Source organism: Mycetocola sp. Y442, assembly GCF_056898615.1.
Genome location: NZ_JBXHBV010000002.1, coordinates 681,811 through 705,791, shown reverse-complemented (window position 1 = coordinate 705,791; position 23,981 = coordinate 681,811). Strand labels below are relative to the sequence as shown.

General features: G+C 59.6%; 18 protein-coding genes. 8 read left to right on the top strand and 10 right to left on the bottom strand.

Translation table 11 applies throughout. The features are described from left to right. The first annotated feature begins 3 nt into the window (after positions 1–3). Both AC1X6S_RS09860 and AC1X6S_RS09855 read left to right on the top strand, forming a co-directional pair. Positions 4–918: a glycosyltransferase family 2 protein gene (locus AC1X6S_RS09860; RefSeq protein WP_483405575.1), complete on the top strand. Its 915-nt coding sequence runs from the start codon at positions 4–6 to the stop codon at positions 916–918. A gap of 235 nt (positions 919–1,153) precedes the next feature. Continuing rightward, a complete protein-coding gene (locus AC1X6S_RS09855) occupies positions 1,154–2,752 on the top strand; it encodes a DUF2142 domain-containing protein (protein WP_483405574.1) in 1,599 nt (532 codons plus the stop codon). A 320-nt stretch (positions 2,753–3,072) separates the two neighbouring features. Here AC1X6S_RS09855 and AC1X6S_RS09850 read toward each other — a convergent pair whose 3' ends face one another. Together AC1X6S_RS09850 and AC1X6S_RS09845 are read right to left on the bottom strand one after the other, a co-directional pair. After that, the gene (locus AC1X6S_RS09850) at positions 3,073–5,460 is read right to left on the bottom strand and encodes a hypothetical protein (RefSeq protein ID WP_483405573.1); all 2,388 of its coding nucleotides are present in this window, start codon (positions 5,458–5,460) and stop codon (positions 3,073–3,075) included. Positions 5,461–5,573: 113 nt separating this feature from the next. Then, on the bottom strand, positions 5,574–8,069 hold the full coding sequence (locus tag AC1X6S_RS09845) for a glycosyltransferase (RefSeq protein ID WP_483405572.1): 2,496 nt from the start codon (positions 8,067–8,069) through the stop codon (positions 5,574–5,576). Positions 8,070–8,221: 152 nt separating this feature from the next. On the opposite strand from AC1X6S_RS09845, the gene AC1X6S_RS09840 reads away from it, so the two are divergent. Genes AC1X6S_RS09840 through AC1X6S_RS09830 form a run of 3 tightly spaced genes read left to right on the top strand, consistent with a single transcriptional unit; the run spans position 8,222 to position 11,241 of the window. Then, positions 8,222–9,139 carry an ABC transporter permease gene (locus tag AC1X6S_RS09840; RefSeq protein WP_483405571.1) on the top strand — a complete coding sequence of 306 codons (918 nt, stop codon included), beginning with the start codon at positions 8,222–8,224 and terminating at the stop codon, positions 9,137–9,139. Positions 9,140–9,142: 3 nt separating this feature from the next. Beyond that, entirely contained in the window at positions 9,143–10,354 is a 1,212-nt protein-coding gene (locus AC1X6S_RS09835) for an ABC transporter ATP-binding protein (protein ID WP_483405570.1), read from the top strand. Between the two features lie 29 nt (positions 10,355–10,383). After that, entirely contained in the window at positions 10,384–11,241 is an 858-nt protein-coding gene (locus AC1X6S_RS09830; RefSeq protein WP_483405569.1) for a glycosyltransferase family 2 protein, read from the top strand. A gap of 29 nt (positions 11,242–11,270) precedes the next feature. Here the strand turns inward: AC1X6S_RS09830 and AC1X6S_RS09825 are convergent, their stop codons facing one another. Then, positions 11,271–12,923 (bottom strand): glycosyltransferase family 2 protein, encoded by a 1,653-nt coding sequence (locus AC1X6S_RS09825; RefSeq protein WP_483405568.1) that lies wholly within the window; start codon positions 12,921–12,923, stop codon positions 11,271–11,273. 208 nt (positions 12,924–13,131) lie between these two features. On the opposite strand from AC1X6S_RS09825, the gene AC1X6S_RS09820 reads away from it, so the two are divergent. Further along, positions 13,132–14,535 (top strand): glycosyltransferase family protein, encoded by a 1,404-nt coding sequence (locus tag AC1X6S_RS09820; RefSeq protein WP_483405567.1) that lies wholly within the window; start codon positions 13,132–13,134, stop codon positions 14,533–14,535. Here the strand turns inward: AC1X6S_RS09820 and AC1X6S_RS09815 are convergent. The 4 genes from AC1X6S_RS09815 to AC1X6S_RS09800 form a co-directional block, all read right to left on the bottom strand. Then, positions 14,524–16,242, bottom strand: a complete 1,719-nt coding sequence (locus AC1X6S_RS09815) for a glycosyltransferase family 4 protein (protein WP_483405566.1) — start codon at positions 16,240–16,242, stop codon at positions 14,524–14,526. The genes AC1X6S_RS09820 and AC1X6S_RS09815 overlap by 12 nt on opposite strands. A gap of 283 nt (positions 16,243–16,525) precedes the next feature. After that, entirely contained in the window at positions 16,526–17,389 is an 864-nt protein-coding gene (rfbA, locus tag AC1X6S_RS09810; protein ID WP_483405565.1) for a glucose-1-phosphate thymidylyltransferase RfbA, read from the bottom strand. 57 nt (positions 17,390–17,446) lie between these two features. Further along, positions 17,447–18,403, bottom strand: coding sequence for a class I SAM-dependent methyltransferase (locus AC1X6S_RS09805; protein WP_483405564.1), 957 nt, complete (start codon positions 18,401–18,403; stop codon positions 17,447–17,449). Positions 18,404–18,462: 59 nt separating this feature from the next. Beyond that, positions 18,463–19,071: a dTDP-4-dehydrorhamnose 3,5-epimerase family protein gene (locus AC1X6S_RS09800; protein ID WP_483405563.1), complete on the bottom strand. Its 609-nt coding sequence runs from the start codon at positions 19,069–19,071 to the stop codon at positions 18,463–18,465. An 89-nt stretch (positions 19,072–19,160) separates the two neighbouring features. Here AC1X6S_RS09800 and rfbD point away from each other — a divergent pair, with 89 nt between their 5' ends. Together rfbD and AC1X6S_RS09790 are read left to right on the top strand one after the other, a co-directional pair. Continuing rightward, a complete protein-coding gene (gene rfbD / locus AC1X6S_RS09795) occupies positions 19,161–20,024 on the top strand; it encodes a dTDP-4-dehydrorhamnose reductase (RefSeq protein WP_483405562.1) in 864 nt (287 codons plus the stop codon). Positions 20,025–20,033: 9 nt separating this feature from the next. Continuing rightward, positions 20,034–21,170, top strand: a complete 1,137-nt coding sequence (locus AC1X6S_RS09790; RefSeq protein WP_483405561.1) for a glycosyltransferase family 4 protein — start codon at positions 20,034–20,036, stop codon at positions 21,168–21,170. Between the two features lie 26 nt (positions 21,171–21,196). Here AC1X6S_RS09790 and AC1X6S_RS09785 read toward each other — a convergent pair whose 3' ends face one another. The 3 genes from AC1X6S_RS09785 to purE all read right to left on the bottom strand — a co-directional run bounded on the left by AC1X6S_RS09785 (position 21,197) and on the right by purE (position 23,968). Further along, on the bottom strand, positions 21,197–21,922 hold the full coding sequence (locus AC1X6S_RS09785) for a hypothetical protein (protein ID WP_483405560.1): 726 nt from the start codon (positions 21,920–21,922) through the stop codon (positions 21,197–21,199). Positions 21,923–22,097: 175 nt separating this feature from the next. Then, entirely contained in the window at positions 22,098–23,462 is a 1,365-nt protein-coding gene (locus tag AC1X6S_RS09780; RefSeq protein WP_483405559.1) for an LCP family protein, read from the bottom strand. Beyond that, positions 23,459–23,968 carry a 5-(carboxyamino)imidazole ribonucleotide mutase gene (purE, locus tag AC1X6S_RS09775; protein ID WP_483405558.1) on the bottom strand — a complete coding sequence of 170 codons (510 nt, stop codon included), beginning with the start codon at positions 23,966–23,968 and terminating at the stop codon, positions 23,459–23,461. Before purE ends, AC1X6S_RS09780 begins: the two co-directional genes overlap by 4 nt. Positions 23,969–23,981: the final 13 nt, after the last annotated feature.

Genomic DNA, 23,981 nt, shown 5'->3' with positions numbered 1-23,981 from the left:
AGCATGACCATCGACATCATGATGCCCTACTACGGGGACCCTGCGCTTTTCAAGCTCGCCGTTACAAGTGTCGTGGAACAGACAGATTCCCGCTGGCGACTCGTCGTCATTGACGACCAGTACCCGGAGCTGGAGCCCGGAGAATGGCTGACTGCCCTCGGTGACAGCCGGATCGAGTACATCAGGAATCCCGAGAATCTCGGAGTCAGTGGCAATTTTCAACGAAGCATAGATCTGGCCACTCACGATTACATGGTCATCATGGGGTGTGACGATCTAATGCGCCCAAACTACGTGTCCGAGATGCATGATCTCATCAGGGCCTTTCCGGATGCCGCGTACTTCCAGCCAGGTGTCGTTGTCATCGACAGCGTCGGCGCAAGGGTGTTCCCTTTAGCCGACAGAGTTAAGGCGTTGTACCGCTCGCGCGTTGCCCACTTGGCGCGCACGAAGATCGAGGGCGAGAAACTCGCCGCGACGTTGCTCAAAGGCAATTGGACCTACTTCCCTTCCATCTGTTGGCGCACGGCGAATATTCGCGCGCACGGCTTCGACCCGCAATTCGACGTCGTGCTCGACCTTGCACTCCAACTCAACCTCGCTCTGGACGCTGGAACCCTCGTCGCAAGCTCGACAGTCACGTTTGAATATCGACGACATGCCGCGAGCGTGTCGTCATGGAAGGCGAATGACGGATCCAGATTTATCGAAGAAGCGGCATTCTTCGATCAAGTAGCATCTCGGTTGCGGGAAAGAGGCTGGTCACGTGCGGCCAGGATCGCCTCCGCCCACCTCTCGAGCAGGTTGAACGCCCTCACACGCGTCCCTTCTGCGCTTCGCTCGCGGGACGTCCGCGGAGTTCAAGTGCTCCTACGGCACGCCTTCAAGTTCAGGACCGCCACAGGCAGGGGTGAATAGGATTGGCGCGACAACTTTCGCCACGACCATCCGAAGATTTAATACTCCACATTGCCTCGGACCGTAAGCACGCAGAACAGAGGCGCGGCTTCCAAAACCGCAGATTAGAAAGCCGGACTACGCATATGTACCCACGTCGGTCGAAATCCTCCGCCGGAGCACGTTCGTGAAGGCGGATAACGCGCGGCGTCCGTTCCGAACTCCGGCTGGGCACGCTCCTCATGGTGCTCCAACGTTGCTCCGCGTCTTCCTCTCGTCCTGGGCAATTCTCACAGCCCTCATCGCGCTCTGGGCGATAGCGACCCCGATCGCTGCTTCCCCTGACGAGCCTGCCCACATGGTCAAGGCTGCTGCTGTTGTGCGTGGCGAATTTATCGGTCCGATGACCCCGACAGGGAACGTTGTTCACGTCCCGCGATACATAGCAGAAACTCATTTTCAGACGTGTTTTGCTTTTGACCCCGCTGTTTCCGCGGACTGTCAGCAGCTGACATCAGGCGAATCCTCGGAGATCGTCGAAGCGCGGACGACCGCGGGGCTCTATAACCCTGTTTACTATCTCGTGACGGGCGTACCGACGCTCCTGTTCGATGACGACTCCGGTATCTACGCTATGCGAATCCTCAGCGGCGCTCTTACCGCTCTGTACCTCGCAATGGCTATTTCCATGATCACGCAATGGCGGGTTGCCAGATCAGTGCTCCTTGCGTTTGCCGTGAGCGTGACGCCTATGCTGCTCTTCCTCGGCGCCTCCGTTAATCCGAACGCCGTAGAAGCAGCCGCCATAGCCACAGTCTTTGTGGGCGTGTTGTCCTTCGTCACCCGCTCGATCAAGCCCAGCCAGTACGCGGCTGCTGCAACCATGGTCGGCCTTGCTGGAGCAATGGCGGTTAACGCCCGTGGCCTGTCACCGGTTTGGCTATTCATCGCTGTCGTGGTCCCGTGCCTGTGGGTTCCATGGGCGGATGTCGTCCGCGCTCTCAAGCTTCGCGAGGTCCTCGGCGCCATAGTCACCGTCGCCCTCGGCACCGCATTCGCTGTCGCATGGCTCCTCGGGTCAAACTCCCTGACCGCCGCCGTTACTGATCCTGATGCAGTCTCACCATACGCCGGTGTTGGTGAGTCGTGGTTCAGCGGGTTCATAACAGTAATTGAGAAGACGTTTGAATATGGTCGCGGCTTAGTCGGATTGTTCGGTTGGCTCGACACCCCATCTCCGCCGAGCGCTATTTTCTTGTGGTCTGCCCTCGTCGGCGGATTTCTCCTTGTGGGGCTCGTTACATCCAGAGGTAAGGCCCTCGTGTCCTTGCTTGCAATCCTGCTTGCCACGGTTCTTGCTCCGGCACTTATACAGGCCTTTTATGTAACGGATGGGGGGTACATTTGGCAGGGTCGCTACACCCTGCCCCTCTTCCTTTGCCTCATGGTCACGCTCGGGGCGACCGCTGCACCGCTCTTCGCTACATTGAGCCGGTCGCAATCCAAACGCTTGGTCTGGATAGTTACTATTGCGGTCGCTGCGTCACAGTTCTACACGTTCGCGATTGTCCTCCGACGCTACGTCGTGGGCGAACCGACGGACTGGATCACGTTCTTCACCGCTTCCGAATGGGCGCCACCGGGTGGAAAGATTGCTATACTCGCGGGTTACGCCGTCCTCGCTGCTGGCACCGCGTTCTTCTTGGGCCGGACGCTTCTGGTGCTCCCCATCGAATACGACATTGTCTCTCCGCGGGTACCGGACATGGCCTTCCCGGATGCAAGGGAGAGAGCCACAACCGTCTCTCAGCGGCCGGCCGCAGAGTCGACCGATCCCGGAGCTTTGCGGAAATAACCCTGGACTGGTGCACCGAAACCGTGACGGTGTCCGGTCCCCTACAGTCCGCGGGAGAACCCGGCTCTGTCCGCGAGGGAACCCAGATCTTGAAGCTGTCCACCAGGGCCACCGCCCAAGGCGTCGGGCTCCTGGCGACGCACCTCGGTACGGGGTTCACCCGGAATTGACGATCTGCCGAACAACGTTGTGATGTCAGGCTCGGGGTCCGGGTGCGCTTGGGAAAACCGTCCTGCATTTCGCTGCCTCGCCCAACCTCGACGAACGGCTATGCAGCTGCACCGGACGGCCTCATTCAGCGGTGACGCAGCGACAGCGAGCTAGGGAACAGTAACGGTGGTGCAACCCAGCAATGTGTGTCCGCCAGCACCTGTGTTGATCCCGTAGGCGCACACTTCATGCGTGCCCGCTGGTGCCTTCAACGTCTCCCTGTACCCGTGCGATGCGCCATACGAAGGGTAGAGCGCAGCCACGTCTGTGCGCTCTCGATTTGAGAGGTAGGCGGTGCTGGCCTTCCCAACATAGAGGTGAACGTTGATCGGCGCTGCGGTATCAGGATCCAACGCCCAGCCTTCCACCGTCACAGAACCAGGCCCTGTACTCACCGAATCCAGGTATCCGATCGGAGCCCGATTCTTCTCCACAATGGGCTCGTACACGGTGACTGTCTGGCAACCGAGCATCGTGTGGGCACCAGGCCCGGCATTTATCCCATACGCGCAGACCTGATGCGTGCCCGCTGGCACTTTCAGCGTCTCTTCAAAACCATGAGCGGCACCATACGCGGGGTAGAGCGCAGCCACGTCTGTGCGCTCTCGATTTGAGAGGTAGGCGGTGCTGGCCTTCCCAACATAGAGGTGAACGTTGATCGGCGCTGCGGTATCAGAATCCAACGCCCAGCCTTCCACCGTCACAGAACCAGGCCCTGTACTCACTGAATCCAGGTATCCGATCGGAGCCCGATTCTTCTCCACAATGGGCTCGTACACGGTGACTGTCTGGCAACCGAGCATCGTGTGGGCACCAGGCCCGGCATTTATCCCATACGCGCAGACCTGATGCGTACCCGCTGGCACTTTCAGCGTCTCTTCAAAACCATGAGCGGCACCATGCGCAGGATAGAGAGCAGCGACATCGGGACGATCTCGGTTCGCCAGGTGCGCGGTGCTCGCCTTTCCAACGTAAAGGTGCACGTTAATTGGGACCCTCGTGTCCGGGTCAAGCGACCAGCCTTTCACGGTCACGGATCCAGGCACAGTACTCACTGAGTCCAGGTACCCGATTGGGACACGATTCTGTTCGGTGAGCGCCGTACCCGGCACTTGGACTACCTGGCAGGCAAGGAGTTGATTGCCACCCACGCCCACGTTTATCGCGTGAACACAAACGTTGCGTCTTCCGCTATCGGCAGGGATTGTTTCAAAGAACCCGTGGTCCTTCCCGTACCCGGAGTACTTGGCGGGTACCGACGTGGTTGCTTTGTTGGCGAGATATGCAACGCTCGAGTTATCCACGTAGACATGCACATTAATGGGGGCGTGCGTGTCGGGATCTACGGCCCACCCCTTCACACTCACGTGTCCATCCGCCGCGGATACGGTAAAGGCCCCTTCGGGCGGGCCAGCCACGGCCTCGACAGTACGGCAACCAAGATCAACATTGGCGCCTCCTCCTGAGCTGATCGCATAAACACAGACTTGTTGTGCGCCCGTACTCTGCGCCGGGACTGTGATGTCGAAACCGTGTGCTGAGCCCATCCCGGGATAGGCGGCACCGACGTCGGGACGGTCCTTATTGGCCACGTGTGCGGTACTCGCATCGTTGACGTAGACGTGAATGGCTATTGGATCCTTCGTATCGGGATCCAGAGCCCATCCCACAACTCGTACCGAGCCTGGACTGACGGAGGTTGACTCGTAGTTCCCAATCGGGCTTTCGCCCTTTTCGATCCCGAACCAGTCGGAATACCAGTTGTAGAAATTTCGATTGCCGTAGGACGAACACGGATTGGACGATGCGCCGTAGCCAGCCGCAAGCGACGCCGCGTTCGGCTGGTAGGGCGTGTAGTAGTAAAGCGCCGCCGTTGCCTTATTCGCAATTCGAACCGCAGACGACCCACAGGAGGCGTCAGGGTGATACCGGACCTGGGCTACCCCACCGACAGGGAACCAGGTGAAGTAGTTACTCGTCCCGGGTGGATTGCCATAGCGCTTCAGCTGCCAGGAGCCCATGAAGACCTGATTATAGAATCCGAAATACTTCGCGTCACACGCGGCTGTATCGGGGCACGCATACCCCATCGAAGCCTGCCAGGCCCACGACGTGGGCGCGTTACCGAGCACCAGACCCTGCTCCTTCTGGAGCATTACAAGAATGACCTGCGGGCTGATGCCACACGACTGGGCAACTTTCACAATGATGCGCGCCGCCGGTTCGTCAGCTGCCCCCACGTAGCCGTTGCACATTGCGTCTGCGGCACGGTTGTAGGTCGTCTGGCGGAAGTCCTTCAAACACGTCTTTCCTGCAGCGCATGAGGAAACCTTACTGCGAAGGAAATTCTGAACATCCCCCTCGGACATGGCGCCGCCATTGTAGAACGCGCTGTCGCTGATGATGTAGCCAGGGTCGAACTTCGAGAGGTCTGCTGCTTCAGCCCCCTTGGGAGCCGTCGTCACACCGATCGCTGCCAGCAGCCCAAAGAGGACCACACTTGCGCATGCTATGAATTTGCTGCGACCCCGGATACTGTTTCTTGCCCTCATAGAGGCAATGGTATTGAAAACTCGAGGACCAGGTCACCATATTGACGTGACGCGCCGTACTATTTGGCGCCGCTGGCTCGCTTTCGGTCGTTTCGCTCGCGGACGCGCGATACCACTTCACCTACCCCGCCCTGTTTGAGGTAATAGACAACACGATCGACATCGCGACGAAGGCCAGTGTGACGCACGGGCTTTTTCGACCCCGAACTCTTCCGGTCACCCTTGGTGCCGTCGGGGGTACGATCGGCGGCCCGAAGAGGGTTCCTGCAAAACTCAAGCAATGGCGCTAACGCTTGTTCCCAGACAAAGTTTTCACGCACCCGTGCCACGTTTTCGCGCGCAACCCGACCGTCGGGCTCGCTGTATAGAAGCCGTTCAATCGATTCGACCAGTGCGTCAATATCCCGCTCCGGCACAGACGCGCCTAACCCTTCCGCACGGACGAGATCACCGAACGAGTCACCCTCGGTCGTGACAATAGGGAGACCTGCCCAGAGGTAATCCAGGATCCGCGTGCGGAACGAGAAAGTTGTCTCGATGTGTTGAAAGTGGGTCGACACGCCGAGGTCCGCTTCGAGAAGGTAATTCTGGCGCTCGTCGTAAGGAACCCAATTCTCATTGAAAAAGACATGCTTACCGGTGAGATTCAGGTGGCCCGCGAGGACACGGGAACGCGCAACTGCCTCCATCTCGGGGACGTTGGGATTGGGGTGCTTTACGCCCATGAAGAAGAGACGGACATCGGGGTGCGATTCCGCGACACGGGCGATGGCACGAATAAGCGTCTCCGGATCGAACCAGTTATAAATGCCCCCACCCCACACCACGACCTTGTCGTCAGCCCCAATTCCCGGCACGACACCTCTTATCACCTGTCGTGTGTGAGCGGGCGGTGTGCTGTCAATGCCGAAGGGCGCGATCCCAATCAGGCTGTCGAGCTCACTGTCCCGCGAATAGGTGTAGGCGTTGATGCGTCCAACTGCAGCGAGTTGACCCAGCCAAAAGTACCGCTGCCGCTCACTAGCCGCGAGAAAGAAGTCTCCGACTTCGAGCTGGTGATTGAGCGTTTCAGTTGCCTCGCTGATCTGCTTGTTCCACAGGGTGAATGTCTTGCCACGACCTTGTTCCAGTTGCTCAAGGTGAAGCGGATCGTAGACGTCTACAACCACAACCTTCGACGTCTTCTGGAGGACCGGAAACAGAGCCAGGGCATGTCCCTGCAGAATAACAACGTCGGCCCACGCTTCGTGCGGGGCCATCGACGCCGGGTGGTGATAGTTGACCGCACTGACAGCGACATGCTCGTCGCGCAAGTCGGCATGACTCGTGCTCACCAGACGGACGTCATGCTCCGCCGACAGCAGCTTGGCTATGTTCCACGCACGAATCGCCGGGCCCGCCATCTTCTCCCCGAGTGCATCACCGGTGACTACCAAGATGTGGCGTCGACCCGGTATTTCGAGTTGCCCCAGAGAATCAATGATCTTTTCGTAGCCGCGCAGGTAGTTTTCGATTGGGTAGGCGGGCTCGTCAGTGTTTCCAAATAGCTCTTTCAGTTCGCGATCCGAACGCCGACGGGTTCCTTGCACGACCTTCCGCGACTCACTGATTTCTGGCAGCTTTTCGACAAACTGGTCAATTGCATACACCCCCGCTACAGTTTGCTTGTCGACAGCCACTGAAGCCTGTGCATCGTTCCCGCTTCGACGTAAGTCGAACTCGGCAGAATCGGCGCCCCCTCTCGCGACGGCGCGGCGCACTGCGAGCAGTAGCGCACCCGGCAAGACCTGAGCCAGCGACTCGTCGTCCAGATTCTTGTACAGGGTAAAGAGAGCGTTTCGCTCGAGAAGATACGTTTCGCGGTAGCTTCCGAATTTGTTCATTGACGCGTGATGCTTGTGAAATGCGAGCGAACGTGGCTGGAATCTGAATCGATACCCCAGCAGGTTCAGGCGCCACCCCAGGTCAACATCGTCGTAGAACATGAAGTAGTTGTCGTCGAACCCGCCAAGCTCTTCGAAGACCGACGCACGAATGAACATAGCTGCGCCCGTGCCGAACAACACATCTTTCTCGGTGTCCCACGCGTGACGATCGGTTTCCCCCGCGTGTGGCTTATAGCCCATGCCGTACCAGGTGATCGCTGCGTCAGCGAAGTCGATCGACTCTCCTGTCCAGTCCAGGACCTTGCTTGCGACAGCGCCGATGTCCATGCCACGGGCGAATGTGGACATCGCTTCTGCGATCCAATCCGCATGTGGTTTCGCATCGTTGTTGAGAAACGCGACGAATTCCCCCGACGAGTGACTCACTCCCAAATTGCATCCGCCCGTGAATCCCAAGTTCACCTGCGATTCGACAATAATTGCCGGAGACCCGTGTGACTTGAGTTTCGCGAGACTATCGTCGCCGGATCCATTCTCCACAACGACGATCTCCAGCAGTTCCTGAGGCCAGTTGAGTTCCTGGAGAGACGCGATGGCTGCGATCGTGTCGTCCGCGCCTCGGAAATTCACTAGAACCACTGAAACGACACCAGGCCGGATTTTTCTCACTGAGCACTCCACATTTTCAACGGTCGCGGACTTGGGAGTCTATCAATCGAAGATTGCAGCGCCCCGGGGGCCGGCTCCTCCTGTACGCTCTCGCAGCTTCGGCATAGCAGAGTGGATAAGATTCTCTGGTGGCCCGACGAGAAAGTGAGCCCATGGATATTTCTGGGGAAGGCGCAAAGCGCTCCCGTGTCGTCACTGAACCGTTACGGCGGGTAGGGCGACCACCGAAGTTCACACAAGGGACCGTTGAGTCCTTCAAAGAGATAGCCGAGTATCGTGAACTCCTCGGCCGTCTGGTCAGTCGAGAGATTCGGGCAAAGTACAAGAACAGCGGACTCGGCATTGTCTGGTCGCTTATCCGACCCCTTGCGCAACTGCTGATTTACTACATTGCCATCGGGCAGTTCCTTGGCGCTGCACGCGCGATCCCCGACTTTGCGGTGTTCGTATTCACGGGTCTGACCATTTGGGGCCTTTACGCCGAGATCATCAGCGCAGGCACGAGTTCGATCATTAATAACTCGGGGCTCGTGAAGAAGGTCTATCTGCCTCGGGAAATATTCCCCCTCGCCGCCGTCGGTGGCGCCCTCTTCAACTTCGTCGTACAGTTCGGGATCCTCGTCGTCGCGACATTTGTACTCATGCGACCCCCGCTGCACATCGAGATTCTTTACTTACCGCTTTCTATTGCCGTTGTCGTGGTGCTGGGTACGGCTTTCGCCCTCGTCCTGTCGGCGGTCAACGTTTATTTCCGCGATGTGCAGCATCTCGTCGAGGTTCTCCTGCTCGTGCTCTTCTGGGCCTCCCCCATCGTTTATTCGATGAGTTATGTGAACGGCGCTCTCAGCGGATCGTGGATCGAACAGGTATACCTCGCCAACCCTGTCACTCTTGCCGTGCTGGGTATGCAAAAGGCCATGTGGGTTGCAGGCAGCGCGGATCCCAACCAGTTCTGGCCTGAAAACCTCGACCTTCGTCTGCTGATCGCACTCGCAGTCAGTCTTTTGCTTCTCTGGGGCGCTCAGCGAATCTTCTCGCGGCTCCAGAGCAACTTCGCACAGGAGCTTTGATCCTTGACCACTATTGAACCCATTGTTCGCGTCGACGATGTTTCCAAGCGATTCGTACTTCACAAGGACAAATCGATCAAGGACCGGGTCCTCTACTTCTCCAACAGGAAGCAGTCAAAGGACGTTTTCTGGGCGCTTCGTGACGTGTCCCTTGAGATTGAGCTGGGGGAAACGGTTGGACTTGTTGGCCACAACGGCTCTGGGAAAAGCACGCTTCTCAAAATAATCGGCGGGATTATCGATCCGTCGAGCGGAGCAGTTTATCGGCGTGGACGCGTCGCTGCCTTGCTTGAACTTGGCGCCGGCTTCCATCCGGATCTTTCCGGGCGCGAGAATGTCTATCTCAATGCGGCGATCCTCGGGATGAGCAGCGACGACACCGACAAGGTGTTCGACGATATCGTCGAGTTCTCGGGGATACGTGACTTCATCGACTCACAGGTGAAGTTCTATTCATCCGGAATGTATGTGCGTCTGGCTTTCGCCGTCGCAGTTCATTCCGACCCCGACCTGCTGCTGGTCGATGAGGTACTCGCCGTGGGCGATGAACCATTCCAAGCCAAATGCATGAACAAGATTCGACAGTTCCAGCGCGAGGGTCGCACGATTGTTCTGGTCAGCCACTCTGCGGAACAAGTCGCAGACGTGTGCACGCGTGCCATCGTGCTCGACGGCGGCGCGATCGTTCACGATGGCGACGTAGGAGAGGGTATTCGTACTCTCCGCGAAGGTTACGAGCGTGACCGTGTGGAGAAAGAACAGGAAGAAGCGGAGAAAGACGACCTGCCGGTGAACCGGGCAGTAGTTATCTCCGAGGTGTCGATTAGCTCGCCATCTCTCAGCGGGGACTCCCCGCTTCCGAGGGGATCTGATTTGACCCTCACGATTCACGCCGAGGTAAAGCGTGAGGTCGAATGGATCACGGGATTCACTCTCGATACGCCGCTCGGACAGACAATTTATCGCCTCAATACCGAGGGGTTGGGGATTGACCTGCCAACCACACCCGGTCGGTATGCGATTTCATTTCGGCTCCCTGATACCAACTTTGGCGCTTCACGCCTGGTGATCAGCGCCGGTGCGACAGAGCTCGACGGAACGATCATCGATAATCTGAACCCGGCGGGCCATCTGGATTACCAGCACGACCCGAACGGTGCCGGAGTGGTGCAGTTTGCTGCCACTGCGTCTGTTCAGCTCGAGCCCAGCCGCTAAGACATCCCTCTTCGATTAGACTCAAACATATGCTTTCTCGTGCTGTCGTTACCGTAAGCTACGACTCCGACGGCCCTTTGACGAGTTTCCTGGAGGGCCTTTCATCCCCGCCACGCGATGACGCCATTATCGTGGTAGCGGATAACTCCCCGGACACGGGTCATGCGGAATCGATTAGTCGCGAGCACGGAGCGCGGTATCTTCCGATGCCCGGCAATTTGGGATACGGCGCCGCCATCAATCGCGCCTTCGAGAGCCTGCCGGCATCAGTGGACTGGATTCTCGTCAGTAACCCCGACGTTCTTGTTAGTCCAGCGGCGATCGACACGCTCATCGATAGAGCCCGGGTCGACCCACGCATCGGTAGCGTCGGCCCGCTGGTGCGAAATGTGGATGGATCAATATATCCGTCTGCCCGTCGTGTCCCGTCCGTGCGGATAGGAATCGGCCATGCCTTACTCGCGAATATCTGGCCAGCCAATCCGTGGACTCGCCGTTACCACGACGATGACAGCGCGTCACCGCGGCTTCGTGAAGCAGGTTGGCTGTCTGGTTCGTGTCTCTTGATCCGTCGAGAGGCATTCGAAAGCATAAACGGATTCGATGAAGATTTCTTCATGTATTTTGAGGACGTGGATCTCGGCTACCGGCTGCACAAGGCTGGTTGGCGCAACGTCTACGAACCTGCTGCGGAGGTGACGCACATTGGGGCCCAATCGACCGGAAAATCTTCTGACGCAATGCTTCAGGCGCATCATCGGAGCGCCGAAAAGTTCATCGCAAAGAAGTACTCGCGACGGGTCTATTGGCCATTCCGGGTGGCCGCAATCGTAGGGCTGCGAATTCGCTCGGCAGCGATGCGTCGCGCGTTGCGACCAAAGGGCTGAGCAGGCAAGAGCGATTTCGTCGTTACCTTCTAGGGCGCGGTGATGGCGATCGACTTCAAGAGGGACAGCATCTTCGGTCCATTAGCGTCGGCGAACCTCGTCGCGGTCTTGAACCCGTTATCGCTCAGTTCCTTGGCGACCTGCGGATCGTTCGTAATATCCTCTATGGCGCCTTTAAGTTGATTTCGGTCGGAGCCCGACACGAGCAAGGAGTTGTAGCCGTCGAGCACTTCGTATCTGGTCTTGTCGTTCACGATTGCAATGAGTGCCGCGCCAGTAGCCATCAGCGCGAGAGGCACCAGAGCGTTGGGGTAGGCAGAGAGAGCCACTACCCCGACGGGCTTCGTCTGAGCCAGCAACTCGAGTTCGGATGGAGACGGAACAGCGGACTTCAAGTGCAGGGCGGTGGCGCCAAGCGGTCCGAGAACACTGTCGACCCACGACCGCGTGTCATCGTCGAGCCCAAGCGTCGCGAATATCCGCGACCGCGGAGACTCCTCTCGTGCCTTCGTGGGCAGAGCAGGCACGATTCGTCCAAACGTTTCCCAGGCTGTTTCCGCCCTGAGCTGGTCTGCCGTCCATCGGTTCGGGGCGATGAAGTCAAACTCGGGTCGATATTTCGCCACGATTCCAGCTTGTTTGGCTGGGTCGTCAGGGAACCCGCCGCTCTCAACGTCGGGTAGTAAATAGACGGCCTTCCCGCTGGTGACGCTCGCTAGCCACGTTGTCGTAGCGGCCCCAAAATCGCACGCGATCTTGAGCGACTCCACGTCCGACAACTTATCAACCAGGAGCTCGTCGACGGTTCCTTCCGCCACCATGTGCACTGAGGCTGGACACCCGTTCGCAGAGAGCCAGGCAGCCTGTTCCTGGACGTATTGCGTCCACAGCGCATCGGACTCGCCACTGACCAGGTAGTCGACGGCGAGCGGCGCTGCCGTCCGCCGATCAAGGAACAACCCTTCCCAACGCCGCCAAAAGTGTCGCATCGACGCCAATTCGCGTTTCCCTTGGCTGTATCCCCGTGATGCAGACTCGTGATGAACCAGGAGCGACAACGGCTGGTAGTAACACCGGATTCCGCTCGCCCACGCTTGTAACCCGTAATCCACGTCCTCGAACCCGAGCCAGTATTCCTCGTCGAGGCCACCAAGAGTTCCGTATGCCTCTCGCGTGATGTAAACGCACGCACCCGAGACCGAGGTGTTGTAGACAGGAACGTTGGCGATTCGGGAGGTCGCCGGACTTCCAACGTACAAGTGCCCGAACCACTGCGGAGCGAGGACGCGGGCGTAATAGGTCCCGCCGTACTGAATTCGCCCATTTGGATAAACGAGCTTGGGGCTCACTAAACCCACCTTGGGGTCCACGGCGTATGCGGTGTACTGGAGCGCCTCCAGCCAGCCTTCCTGCGCCACGATGTCGCTATTGAGCAACACGATGTCGTGCGTGGCCGCGCGCATACCAACGTTCACCGCCACCGCAAATCCTTCGCGGCGTTCTTTGAGGATGACCCTTATCCGGTTCGACTCGAGGGTCCTGAGCTTGGCCCGATTCTCCGGCTCACAATAGTCGTCCACGATGATGACCTCGTAGTCGAAGTTCGCGCACGTCGCTTCGATGCTCTCAAGGCAGGCCGACAGAAAAGGAAAGTCGTTATAGCTGGGAATGACGATGCTCACTGGTCGACGGTGCTCCGACACCCAGGCGGCCGCAACACGATCGGCACCAAGTCCGCGCGTATTGACCGCGTAGGATCGTTTGGTTACGAGTTCCTGAGCGCGGTCGTGCATCGGGGCGGGTAACCGCCGATAAATACGTCGAGCAGCAGCAGCGAGCAGGTTTCGAGGCATCAAATTCCAACTGTAGATTCGAGAGGACAAGCACCTAATGCTACCTAACGACGGGGAAACGTTCCTGGCTCCCACTGTCCGACTGCTGGTGGTCGCTCCCGACGTCGTTGGCCGCCGCATGGCGGGGCCCGGGATGCGGTATGTAGCCATTGCGCGTGCCCTTGCCCCTCATGCAACAGTGACGCTCGCGATAGGTGTGGAAGGAAGCGAGCTTATTGACCTCAGCGATTCGTCCGTTCAGGTTGCGTCGTATCAGTCACGGACTGAGCTCGAAAAGCTCGTCGATGAACACGATGTCATCTTCAGCCAATTCATTGACACGAATGTGGTCAGTCATGCACTTGGAAACGGTAAACGGATCGTCTATGACCTTTACAACGCGCTACCCGTCGAGACCGTCGGAGCTGAACGCGTCAGCGGGTTTACGGACGAAATCGATAAGGACCGCGAATATAAAGAGCTCCTCAAATACTTCAGGTTCTGCTCGCAAACAGGAAGCTTCTTTGTCACGTCGAACGAGCGGCAACGCGACTACTGGCTCGGCTTCATCATGGCCAACGGTGGAATTCTCCCCAGCGATCTTGGGCACCGCACTGTCGACGAAATCATCGGGTTGGCTCCCTTTGGAATGAATGAAAGCGACCCGGTGCAGACACGACATGCGCTACGTGGCAATTTCGGAATCGCCACTGATGACTTTGTGATTGTGTGGGCGGGCGGAATCTGGGACTGGTTCGACGCCGAAACGCCAATCCGAGCGGTCGCTGAACTCGCGCCAAACCACCCGGAAGTGAAACTCGTGTTTTACGGAACGGTTCACCCGAACACAGCGGTTGGCCGGCCGAAAGCGGTCGACCGTGCACGAGAACTTGCAGGCGAGCTCGGAGTCCTCGGATCGAACGTGATCTTCCTTGATGAATGGGTGGACGCCGACGACCGCGTCAACTATCTCCTGGACGCGGACGTTGCACTGTCAGCTCACAAGCTGAGCCTGGAGACTCACTACGCGTTCCGCACCCGAATCCTCGATCACTTCTGGGCATCCTTGCCGAGCATCGTCTCAGCCGGCGACTGGTTCGCGGAGTACATCGAAGCCAACGGACTAGGTCAAGTTACCGGTATCGGCAGTGTGCCCGACACGAAAGCCGCAATCCTCTCGTACCTGACGGATCCCGAACTGCGCGCGGCAACAGAACTGCGGATTCGCATGGTAAGGCCGGAATGGACCTGGGAACAAACCACCGCGCAGCTCCGGTCCGCGGTCATTGACAACTATGACGACCTGGCCCAGAGGACAAGTCCCCACCTCAACGCCGCGGCCCCCTCCTCTGTGCCGTTCGCACGCGAATCGCCGCGGCTTGGGCGCTTGCGGCGCACGGCGGCGTGGTCGTTGCTCTCGAGAATCTACCGTGGAGTGAAACGCCGAGTCTCAAGCCACTGAATCATAGAATCCGGAAATAGCGGGGGTGAGTTCTGACCAGCGGAAGCGGCTTGCCGTCTCCAATCCGGCGGCTCGTAGCCGATTCTGAAGTTGAGGATCGCTGATAACGCGTTCGATCGCATTTGCCAGGCCTGCGACGTCGCCCTGTGCGACCATGATGCAATTCACCCCGTCGACACAGAAATCCCGATTGCCGTGCGAATCGGTCGTGATTACGGGACAGCCAGCCGCCATCGCCTCGATGATCGGCAAACAGAAACCCTCGTGCAGGGAAGTCTGAACGAAACACGTGGCTTCGTTGTACAGGACGTTCACCTCGGCGTTCGAAGGCCGTTCGTGGTAGCTGGCACGGGAATCCACGACGATGTTCGGTTCGCTCCCGAAGAGCGATAACCGAGGTCTGTTCTCACCCAACGAGCGCCAGGCTTCTAATGTCATTGCAAAGTTCTTTTGGAAGAAGCTTCGTCCCACGGCAAGCACAACGTCAGTCTCGCGAGGGTGTCCTTGCAGCTGGTGGTAAGTCGTCGCGTCATAGCCGACCGGCAGATATTGGGCGTCAACTCCGACGTCTCTCAGCTCCCCCATCTGGTAGGTGGCGATCGCTGCTGTGACGAACTCTCTCCGGTAGCTTGATACGACGGCGGCTCGCGCTTCAGCGTCATCGCGGTAGAACCACGTTTCAAACTCCTGCACGAAGTTCACCGGGTAGCCTGAATTTACGCTTGCGAGCCAAACCACCTGAGCTGTTTCCCACCACGTCGCGACCTTGATCGCCTCTTCATCCCTGAGTGCGAGCAACATGTCTGAGTAGCCGCGAAACGTGCGCACGGGAATCTTCAGCTCCATCCAGGTTGGTTGCCCTTGCAGCGACCAAATTTCCGGGGCAAACCCTTGCTGCTCGAGCGCCGTCGACTCTTCGAACACCGTCCGTATTCCACCGCTGATCGAGGTGGCATTCAACACGAAGATAATCCGCTTTCGCCCATCAGCGGTCAGAACCGGTCTGTTATTCAGCCATTTCGCCTGGAAGGGCAGGAGCTCCGGCTGCGGGATAGAGCCCACGTCGAGAACGACGGGAGAGAAGCACAGGGTTCGCACATTCTGAGCCCATGCCTTGTGAATCAGGTAAGAGATCTGCGCCTCGAGATCCATACTCCGCACCTCACGAGTCGATAGCGGAACCCGATCGATCGTTTCTGCGGTTACGTAAAGGCCGTGGGTCACTGCCGTCAAGACATATCGCGGTATCTCGCGCTGCCCATACTCAGCAGGTGTTCCGCCGTTGGCGGACCACCGAGCATTTCGACGATCGTAATCAAAGCCGGCGATGACTTCGCCGTTCGCCCTAATCGACGGTGACGCGATTCCGATCTCATGGTCAGGGTCGTAGCTATACGCAGCATGCTGGAGCCTGACCACGTCGATCAGCTTGATGAGCGGATTGCCGAGGTCTGCTATGACCACGTCGCATCTCCGCCAATACTGCTTGATCCACATTCGAATGTCGATCAGGCTGGTTGACCCGGCATCCTCGATGAAGTCGCACACGGTGTACAGCGCCTGGTCCACGCCAGGCATATGTGACGCTTGCGCCGCGCTCACCAGAAAATGGGCCTGTGCACCGGTGTGAATTTCCTGCATCCAATCCGACAAGTCTGCCGGATGAGTACCCAGCAGCACGAATACGGTCGGCTTACGGTGGTTCAAGTGCCAGTTCTCGGCTGTGCGTGGGTCGATGGCGGACGTTATCCCATTAGGAAACCGGTGCATAAAGGTGCGGGCCCTGCGTGACCGTTCAACGTACTTGAGGTAGTTGCTCGGCCCGTGCTGGATGAGAATGCGCAGGTGGCTGAGACCCTTTCGAACTGTTTCAGCCGCCCCGAGGAGTGCGCCCCTGATTACTCGATTCACTTATGGTTCCAATCAGATCGCGACATGCACTCGATCCAGCATGTCTTCCGGTGCACATCTTGCAGCACGGACTCAGGAATTACTCCTTGACGAGAGTGCTGAGGTAACGCCCGTACCCACTCTTGACCAGGGGCGCAGCCAGTCGTTTTAACTGCTCGCTGTCAATCCAGCCAGCCCGCCACGCGATCTCTTCTATGCACCCGACCTTGAAACCCTGGCGATCCTCGATCACGCGGACATACTCGGATGCCTGCATCATCGATTCGAATGTTCCGGTGTCCAGCCAGGCGGTCCCGCGGTCGAGAACCTTCACCTGAAGCTTGCCGGCGTTGAGGTATCTTTCGTTCACCGTCGAGATTTCAAGCTCGCCTCGCTCGCTCGGCTCTATGGTCTTCGCGATCTCGACGACGGAGTTGTCGTAGAAATAGAGACCCGGGACTGCATAGTTGCTCTTTGGCGCCATCGGTTTTTCCTCGATGGACAGCGCAACGAAGTTGTCGTCGAATTCCACGACGCCGTACGCCGTCGGATTGGCGACGTGGTAAGCGAAGATGAGTGCGCCGTCGACCTCCCCGTGATTACGCAACGCCGACCCCAGACCGGTTCCGTGAAAAATATTGTCGCCGAGTACGAGCGCGACGCTCTCATCTCCGATGAAGTCTTCGCCAATGATGAATGCCTGTGCGAGACCGTCCGGGGACTCCTGCACTGCATACTCAAGGCTGATCCCGAGCTCGGAGCCGTCTCCAAGCAGTGACTTGAACTGGTCGTTGTACTCCGGAGTAGTGATGATCAGGATTTCCCTGATTCCTGCCATCATGAGCGTCGACAGGGGGTAATAAACCATCGGTTTGTCATAAATCGGCATCAGTTGCTTCGATATGCCCTTGGTGATCGGCCACAGTCGTGTACCGGACCCACCGGCAAGAATAATTCCGCGCATAGTTCGCCAGTCTATCCTTCAGCCAGCAGAGGCTCGCCCTTGCTGAGCGGCTCATGGTCACTGGCGCCACAACGCGCCAAGCGCCCGCACCGGTGCTGTTAGCCGCCAGCTCGTACTGGCCTCCATCGCTCGGACTCGAGCTTCCATCGACGCCGAGCGGCGCGCCATCTCGGTCTGAAGCTCGAGCACCGCTGCCTGGGCCGCGACTCGCTCCAACTCAAGGGCATCCACCTGCGCTCGAAGCCGACGAATTTCGTCGGGCATCGCTTCAAGTTGCGCACGGAAAGCCAGCGTCTCACCGAGACCTTCATAGCACCGCTTGATCTTGTCCCCCTCGGTCTTCGCCGCGTCAAAGAATCCAATGAGAGCAGGAGGTTGTTCTCGTCCAACACCGAGCACTCCAAGCCCGTGCGCGTGGTCGAATGCGAATGCGGGGTGCTGGCCCCGCAGTTCTTCCCAGAGCTTCCATACACCAAAGCCGTCCTGCCGTTCAGCGACGTCGTGAAACAAGACGACACCCCGAGCAGAGAGCTTCGGCAGCCACGCGTTGAAGTCGTGAGCGACGTCTTCATATCCGTGCCTGCCATCTATATGGAGCAAATCGACCGACCCGTCCTCGACGAGCGCGAGGGAATCGTCGAAAGATCCTCGAATGAGCTTTGAGAAGTCAGCGTACGATGCCTCGTTCGTAGTCGAAACGAACTCGTAAACTTCCTCGCCGTAGAAACCGGCATGATCATCGCCCTCCCATGAGTCGAGCGCATATGTACGGGCGTCCAGCCCCAAACGCAGCACCGCTTCGCAGAATACGAAGTATGAGTAGCCGTAATGAGTGCCAAGCTCCACGACAGTTCCAGGCCGAATGGCATCCATCAGCCAGTACGCGAAAGGCGCATGCTCCAGCCATGCCGTCACGGTGAAGAGCGGCGGCTGCCAATACGACGCGGCCGAGACCCATTCGCCGCGCCTGACATTGCCCTCGTCCACAGGATTCGGGCCCAGATCAGTCTCCATTGACGTCACATTCTCTCTTCTATATCTGCACCCGAAGAGTCATATTGCCGTGCGCAGAGTTACAGCTGCGTGCGCAGGGTGTCGTAGTACGCCCGTGCCGAGTCCCAGGTGGGGAGCAAGCCGGAAGCAGCAGCCTCCGCCAAACCAGGCGCGTCCGTGTCCTTGGGTGAGAGCAGCGGGGCACCGGCCTCATCGGGGAAGACCAATCCAATGTCACTGTCGAGCGGGTTGATCCCGTGCTCGCGGTCCGGGCGGTAAACATCGGTGACAAGGTAGCTCACGGTCGCATCGTCGGTGAGCGCGACGAAACAGTGACCGAGCCCCTCGGAAAGGAAGATCGCCTTGCGCTCTTTGTCATCAAGCAGAACCGAGTCCCACTGACCGAATGTCGGTGAGCCGACTCGAATGTCGATGACGTAGTCAAGGACAGCGCCATGGGTGGCGGTGACGTACTTGGCCTGGCTTGGCGGCACATCCGCGAAGTGGATTCCGCGGACCGAACCACGCTTGGAGACCGAGGTATTCGACTGCGCCAACTGAATTGAGCGGCCGGTGGCCTCCTCCAGCTTGTCGAAGCGGTACCACTCGAGGAACACTCCCCTGTCGTCGCCGAACTGCTTCGGGGTGATTTCGTAGCTGTCTGGGATTTTCAGTTCGCGGATCTGCACCCGGGCAGTCTACCAACTGCCAGTATTCGTCGCAGGAACGGCACATCGCGAGCAAATAGAATTATGGGGACTCTCACGAAGGAAGTACATTGCGCTATCTCATCACCGGAGCATCCGGCATGCTCGGAACCGACCTGCAGAAGGCCCTCGCTGGCCGCGACGTTACGGCTCTCGGTCGAACCGATCTCGATGTCACCGACCTGGACGCCGTCCGCACCGCTGTATCAGGCCACGACGTCATCATCAACGCCGCGGCATACACGAAGGTCGACGACGCCGAATCCCACGAGGATGCCGCTTTCGCGGTCAACGCGACCGGCGCGAAGAACCTCGCGATCGCGGCTCGTGAGGCCGGCGCGAAGCTCGTCCAGGTGTCGACGGATTACGTCTTCAAGGGTGACGCCACAGCGCCGTACCGTGAGGACACTGTCCGCGAACCGCTGTCGGCATACGGGCGCACTAAAGCCGCCGGCGAGGAAGCGGTGCTCAGCGAGAACCCTGGCGGCTCCTACATCGTGCGGACAGCCTGGCTCTACGGAGAGCACGGACCAAACTTTGCCGCGACGATGGTGCGGCTCGCTAGCACCCATCCGACCGTGAGCGTCGTCACGGACCAGCTCGGCCAGCCAACCTGGACCGCTGACCTGGCCACACAGATCGTCACTCTGGTCGATTCTGATGCTCCCGCCGGTATCTACCACGGCACGAACGCCGGTGAGGCATCCTGGTTCGACTTCACCAAAGCCATCTTCGAAGAGGTTGGCCTTGACCCTGAGCGGGTGCAACCCACCGATTCCTCGGCGTTCGTCCGGCCCGCGCCGCGGCCGGCGTACTCAGTTCTTGGACACGACGCGTGGCGTTCGGCAGGGCTTGAACCGATGCGCCACTGGCGGGAGGCCCTCGCGGATGCTGTGGCGTCAGGCGCGGTCAAACGTCCGTCGGCGAGCGAATAGCGTAGCGGCATGGCAACGACACTCCGGGTGATCGTCGACCAGATGGTGACGCCCCTCCCGAATGGAATCTCCCGTTATACGGAGGAGCTCGCCCGAGCGCTCATCCAGACCGCACCGAAAGGCTGTGCTGTCGAGGGAATCGTCTCGGCCCTGCCCGCAGAGAAGATCGCCGCGATCGAAGAGGCGCTCCCCGGACTGGCCGCTCTTCATCGGACCACGCTCCCGCGCCGCGAGCTCGCCGCAGCCTGGCAGCTGGGCATTGTTCCGTCCCTGGGATCCGGAATGATCCATTCCCCGAGCCTTCTCGCGCCCCTTCACCGGCACGATCGCGAGTTCGACGCCACACAGATCGTCGTCACGGTCCACGACACGCTGGCCTGGACCCACCCCAAGTCGCTGACACCGACGAGCGTCGCCTGGCACAAGGGGATGCTGAAACGCGCAAACAAGCACGCCGACGCAATCGTCGTTCCGACGCACGCTGTCGCTGAACAACTGTCAGAGATCGTCGATCTTGGCGACCGAGTGCGGGTCATCTCCGGAGCTGTGGCCTCGGACCTGAAACTGCCAGCAGACGCCGATGCCCGAGCGAGTCGCCTCGACCTCCCGGCCGAGTACGTCCTCACCGTCGGCTCGCTCGACCCTCGGCGCGGCGTCACCGCCCTCATCAACGGCCTTGGCAGCCCAGGCGCCCCCGATCTTCCCCTGCTTGTCCTCGGCCCCGACACCTGGGGCGAACTGTCCCTCGCCGTCGTCGCCGACGAGGCGGGCTTGCCCGAGGACCACGTTCGCGCGCTCGGGCATCTCGCCGACGAAGACCTCGCAGTGGTTCTCGATCGGGCAAGCGTTTTCGTTTACCCCAGCCTGCGGGAAGGCTTCGGCCTCCCCCTCGTCGAAGCGTTCTCTTTCGGGACCCCTGTGGTGCACTCCGACGATCCCGCCCTTCTGGAAGTCGCCGGTGGCGCTGGGGTTGCTGTCGAACGCGGCAAGAAGGGGTATGGCGAGAGGCTCGCCGACGCCGTCGCATCGGTCCTCACTGACTCAGAACGCGCCGAACGACTCCGCATCGTCGGTCAGGACCGGGCTCGCGCCTTCAGCTGGCGCGATTCCGCCGAGCGAGTGTGGGCCCTGCACGCCGACCTGTGATGCGCGACTCAACGCGTCGAGCCCGTCTAGGGCCAGATGGTTGTGTAGATGCCGCTTGTATTAGATTCGATGCTCGATGCGGTGCCCGCCCACCATGTCGAAACCCAGAGTCCATCTCTGAAGAAATGCTCCTCGGCGATCGTCCAGACGGTACTGGTTCCCTCTTCGTCCGGTAGAACCTCAGACTGTCGGCAAATCGTTCCTTCGCGATGCGGCTCGCAGATATGATCGTTCGCTTCAATGAGCGCTATTGCCTCATCCTGCGCTTCGCGGTTGACCCTGTTCACCGCGTTCGCAATACCGCCCTCAGTTCCGAGGCCCCAATGACACTCGAACCCGGGCAGAGGCTTTCGAAATTCTTCGATGACTGGATATCTGGAGATCCCCGAGTCTGCCATCGACTCATGATTGAGTTCCTCATCAGCCATCTGATCTAAGAAAGTTTGCGGGTATACCTCCATACAGCTTTCGGGCGCTGCAGGCGCCTTCGCCTCGCCCTCCGGCGATGATGTTCGTTCGGGGGCGGTCGATACGGGGGTAGTCGGTGCTGTGGCAGTCGCGGAAACGGCGGGCTTCGGCGACGCAGCCCGTTGCGAATCGGGCGGGGTGCCAAATACCAATGCTGAACCCGCCCAAGCCACCATGGCGACCACAAGAATTGTGATTCCGACCAGGAAGAACCGCCCGTCACTTGGACGTCGTTTCTTAGTGGATGCAGTCGCGTCACTGGTGCCGTCGTTGGGCTCGTTCATCCCTGCTCCCACTCTCCTGTACGTCGCCCAGACCTCTTTGGCTGGGCGTTGAATCACGATGCGCCGCTCATGCACTCGCCCGCGCCATCCCTCGCGCGTGCACCAAACGTACCGGTCGCAGGGGTGCACCGCCGACATGCGACTCCCGGACCTGTGCGGCGTCGAGGGGTTGTCTCTAACCCGCCGGCGTCTCCGTCGGCTCAGGCGGATACAGGTCGGCGCGGATCAGGGCCCGGATTTTTTCGAAGTCCGGATCGTCCTGGTCGACGCCGTTCGCCGGCGTCAGTTCCACCGACGTGATCGGCTGCTCCTTGGACTTCATGGCGAGGTTCGTGAAGTAGCCCAGCATGTCCTGCGGAACATCGGTCTTCACGACCTGGGTCCCTGCCTGGGCGATCGCCTGGAACTTGGTCAGCACGTTCGTCGGCGTGAACTGCTGCAGAATGGCGGCCTGCAGCTCACGCTGCCGCTCCATCCGGTCGAAGTCGCTTGTCGAGTGCCGCGAACGCGCATACCACTGGGCGTGATAACCGTCCAACCGCTGCGTTCCGGGCTCGATCCATTCAACGACTCCCTTGAGGTTCTCGTCCCCGCCGATGGGCAACCTCTCCTTCACCGTGATCTCCACCCCGCCGAGCGCGTCGATGAGATCGCTGAACCCCTGCATGTCGATGAGAGCGTAATACTGGATCGTGAGGCCGGTGATACCCTCTGCTGCTTCCTTCGTCGCCTCGATGCCGGGGGTGGAACCGGTCGACGTCGCATCCGGATACAGGTCGTCGTGTCGCAACTCAGCCTCGGTGTACACGGAGTTCAGCTTGCACACGCTCACATCGCAGTTGCGGTATCCGTTGGGATACAGCTCAGCCATCGGTGAATCATCCGAGAACGGCACCCTCCGCATATCGCGCGGGAGGCCGATCATCGTCACGCGCCCGGTGTCGGCATCGATGGACACAACGGAGAGGCTGTCCGGCCGCAGTCCTTCGCGGTCGGGACCCGCGTCTCCCCCGAGCAGGAGGATGTTGTAGCGGCCGTCAACCGGCGGAACCGAGGCGGCCCCGGCCCCGAAGATCGAACTCAGCGTGCCGCGCGCCACACCGGCGTAGTACGCCCCGGCGGTCGCTGTTCCGACGGATGCCACCAGCAGGATCACGGTGAACGCGGCAATCCAGAAGCGTGAATTCGGGCGGGCGCGCACAAGTCGCACCAGCCGCAGTGTGTCGATGGTGAGCACGAACCACAGCGCGGCATAGCCAACCAGCAGCGCCTGCGCACCGGTCAATGCAAACGAGTTCGTCACAATGGACAGGGTCGCGGTGCGCCAGAGCGAGTATGCGACGATGGCGACGGCCACGATCAGCCAGAGAGTCAGCGTCGCCGCGAGACCGATTCTGCCGAGTTTGCGATTGCCGGCGAGCACCTGCGGCGAGCCCGGAATGAGAAAGTTGAGCACGACGAGCCACCAGGCGCGCCGGGTCATCAGTGCTGGGGCGCCAAGATCGGGATAGCGGATCGGGCTCGCGGTGTAAACGCTCATAGTTTCTGGTGAAGAGCCTGATTCTTCGCTTCGACCTGGACGGCCAGGTCCTCCTGGTACTCGGTCATCCGGTCGAGGAGCGTCTCGTCGGACGTTCCGAGGATGCGAACGGCGAGGAGCGCGGCGTTCTTCGCTCCCCCGATGGACACCGTGGCAACCGGGACGCCGGCTGGCATCTGCACGATCGACAGCAACGAGTCCATACCGTCGAGCCGCGCGAGCGGCACTGGGACACCGATGACGGGAAGCGGCGTAACTGAAGCGAGCATGCCAGGCAGGTGTGCCGCGCCACCCGCACCGGCGATGATCACCTGAAGGCCGCGCGCGCGGGCATCCCGTCCATAGGCGATCATCTTTTCGGGGGTGCGGTGTGCACTCACCACCTCGACCTCGTGATCGATACCGAAGTCGCTGAGCGCCGCGGACGCATCGGCCATGACGGACCAATCCGAATCGCTGCCCATGACAAGTCCGACACGGGGGCGCTCTGAAGCGGAGAGTGACATGGGTTCCATGCTA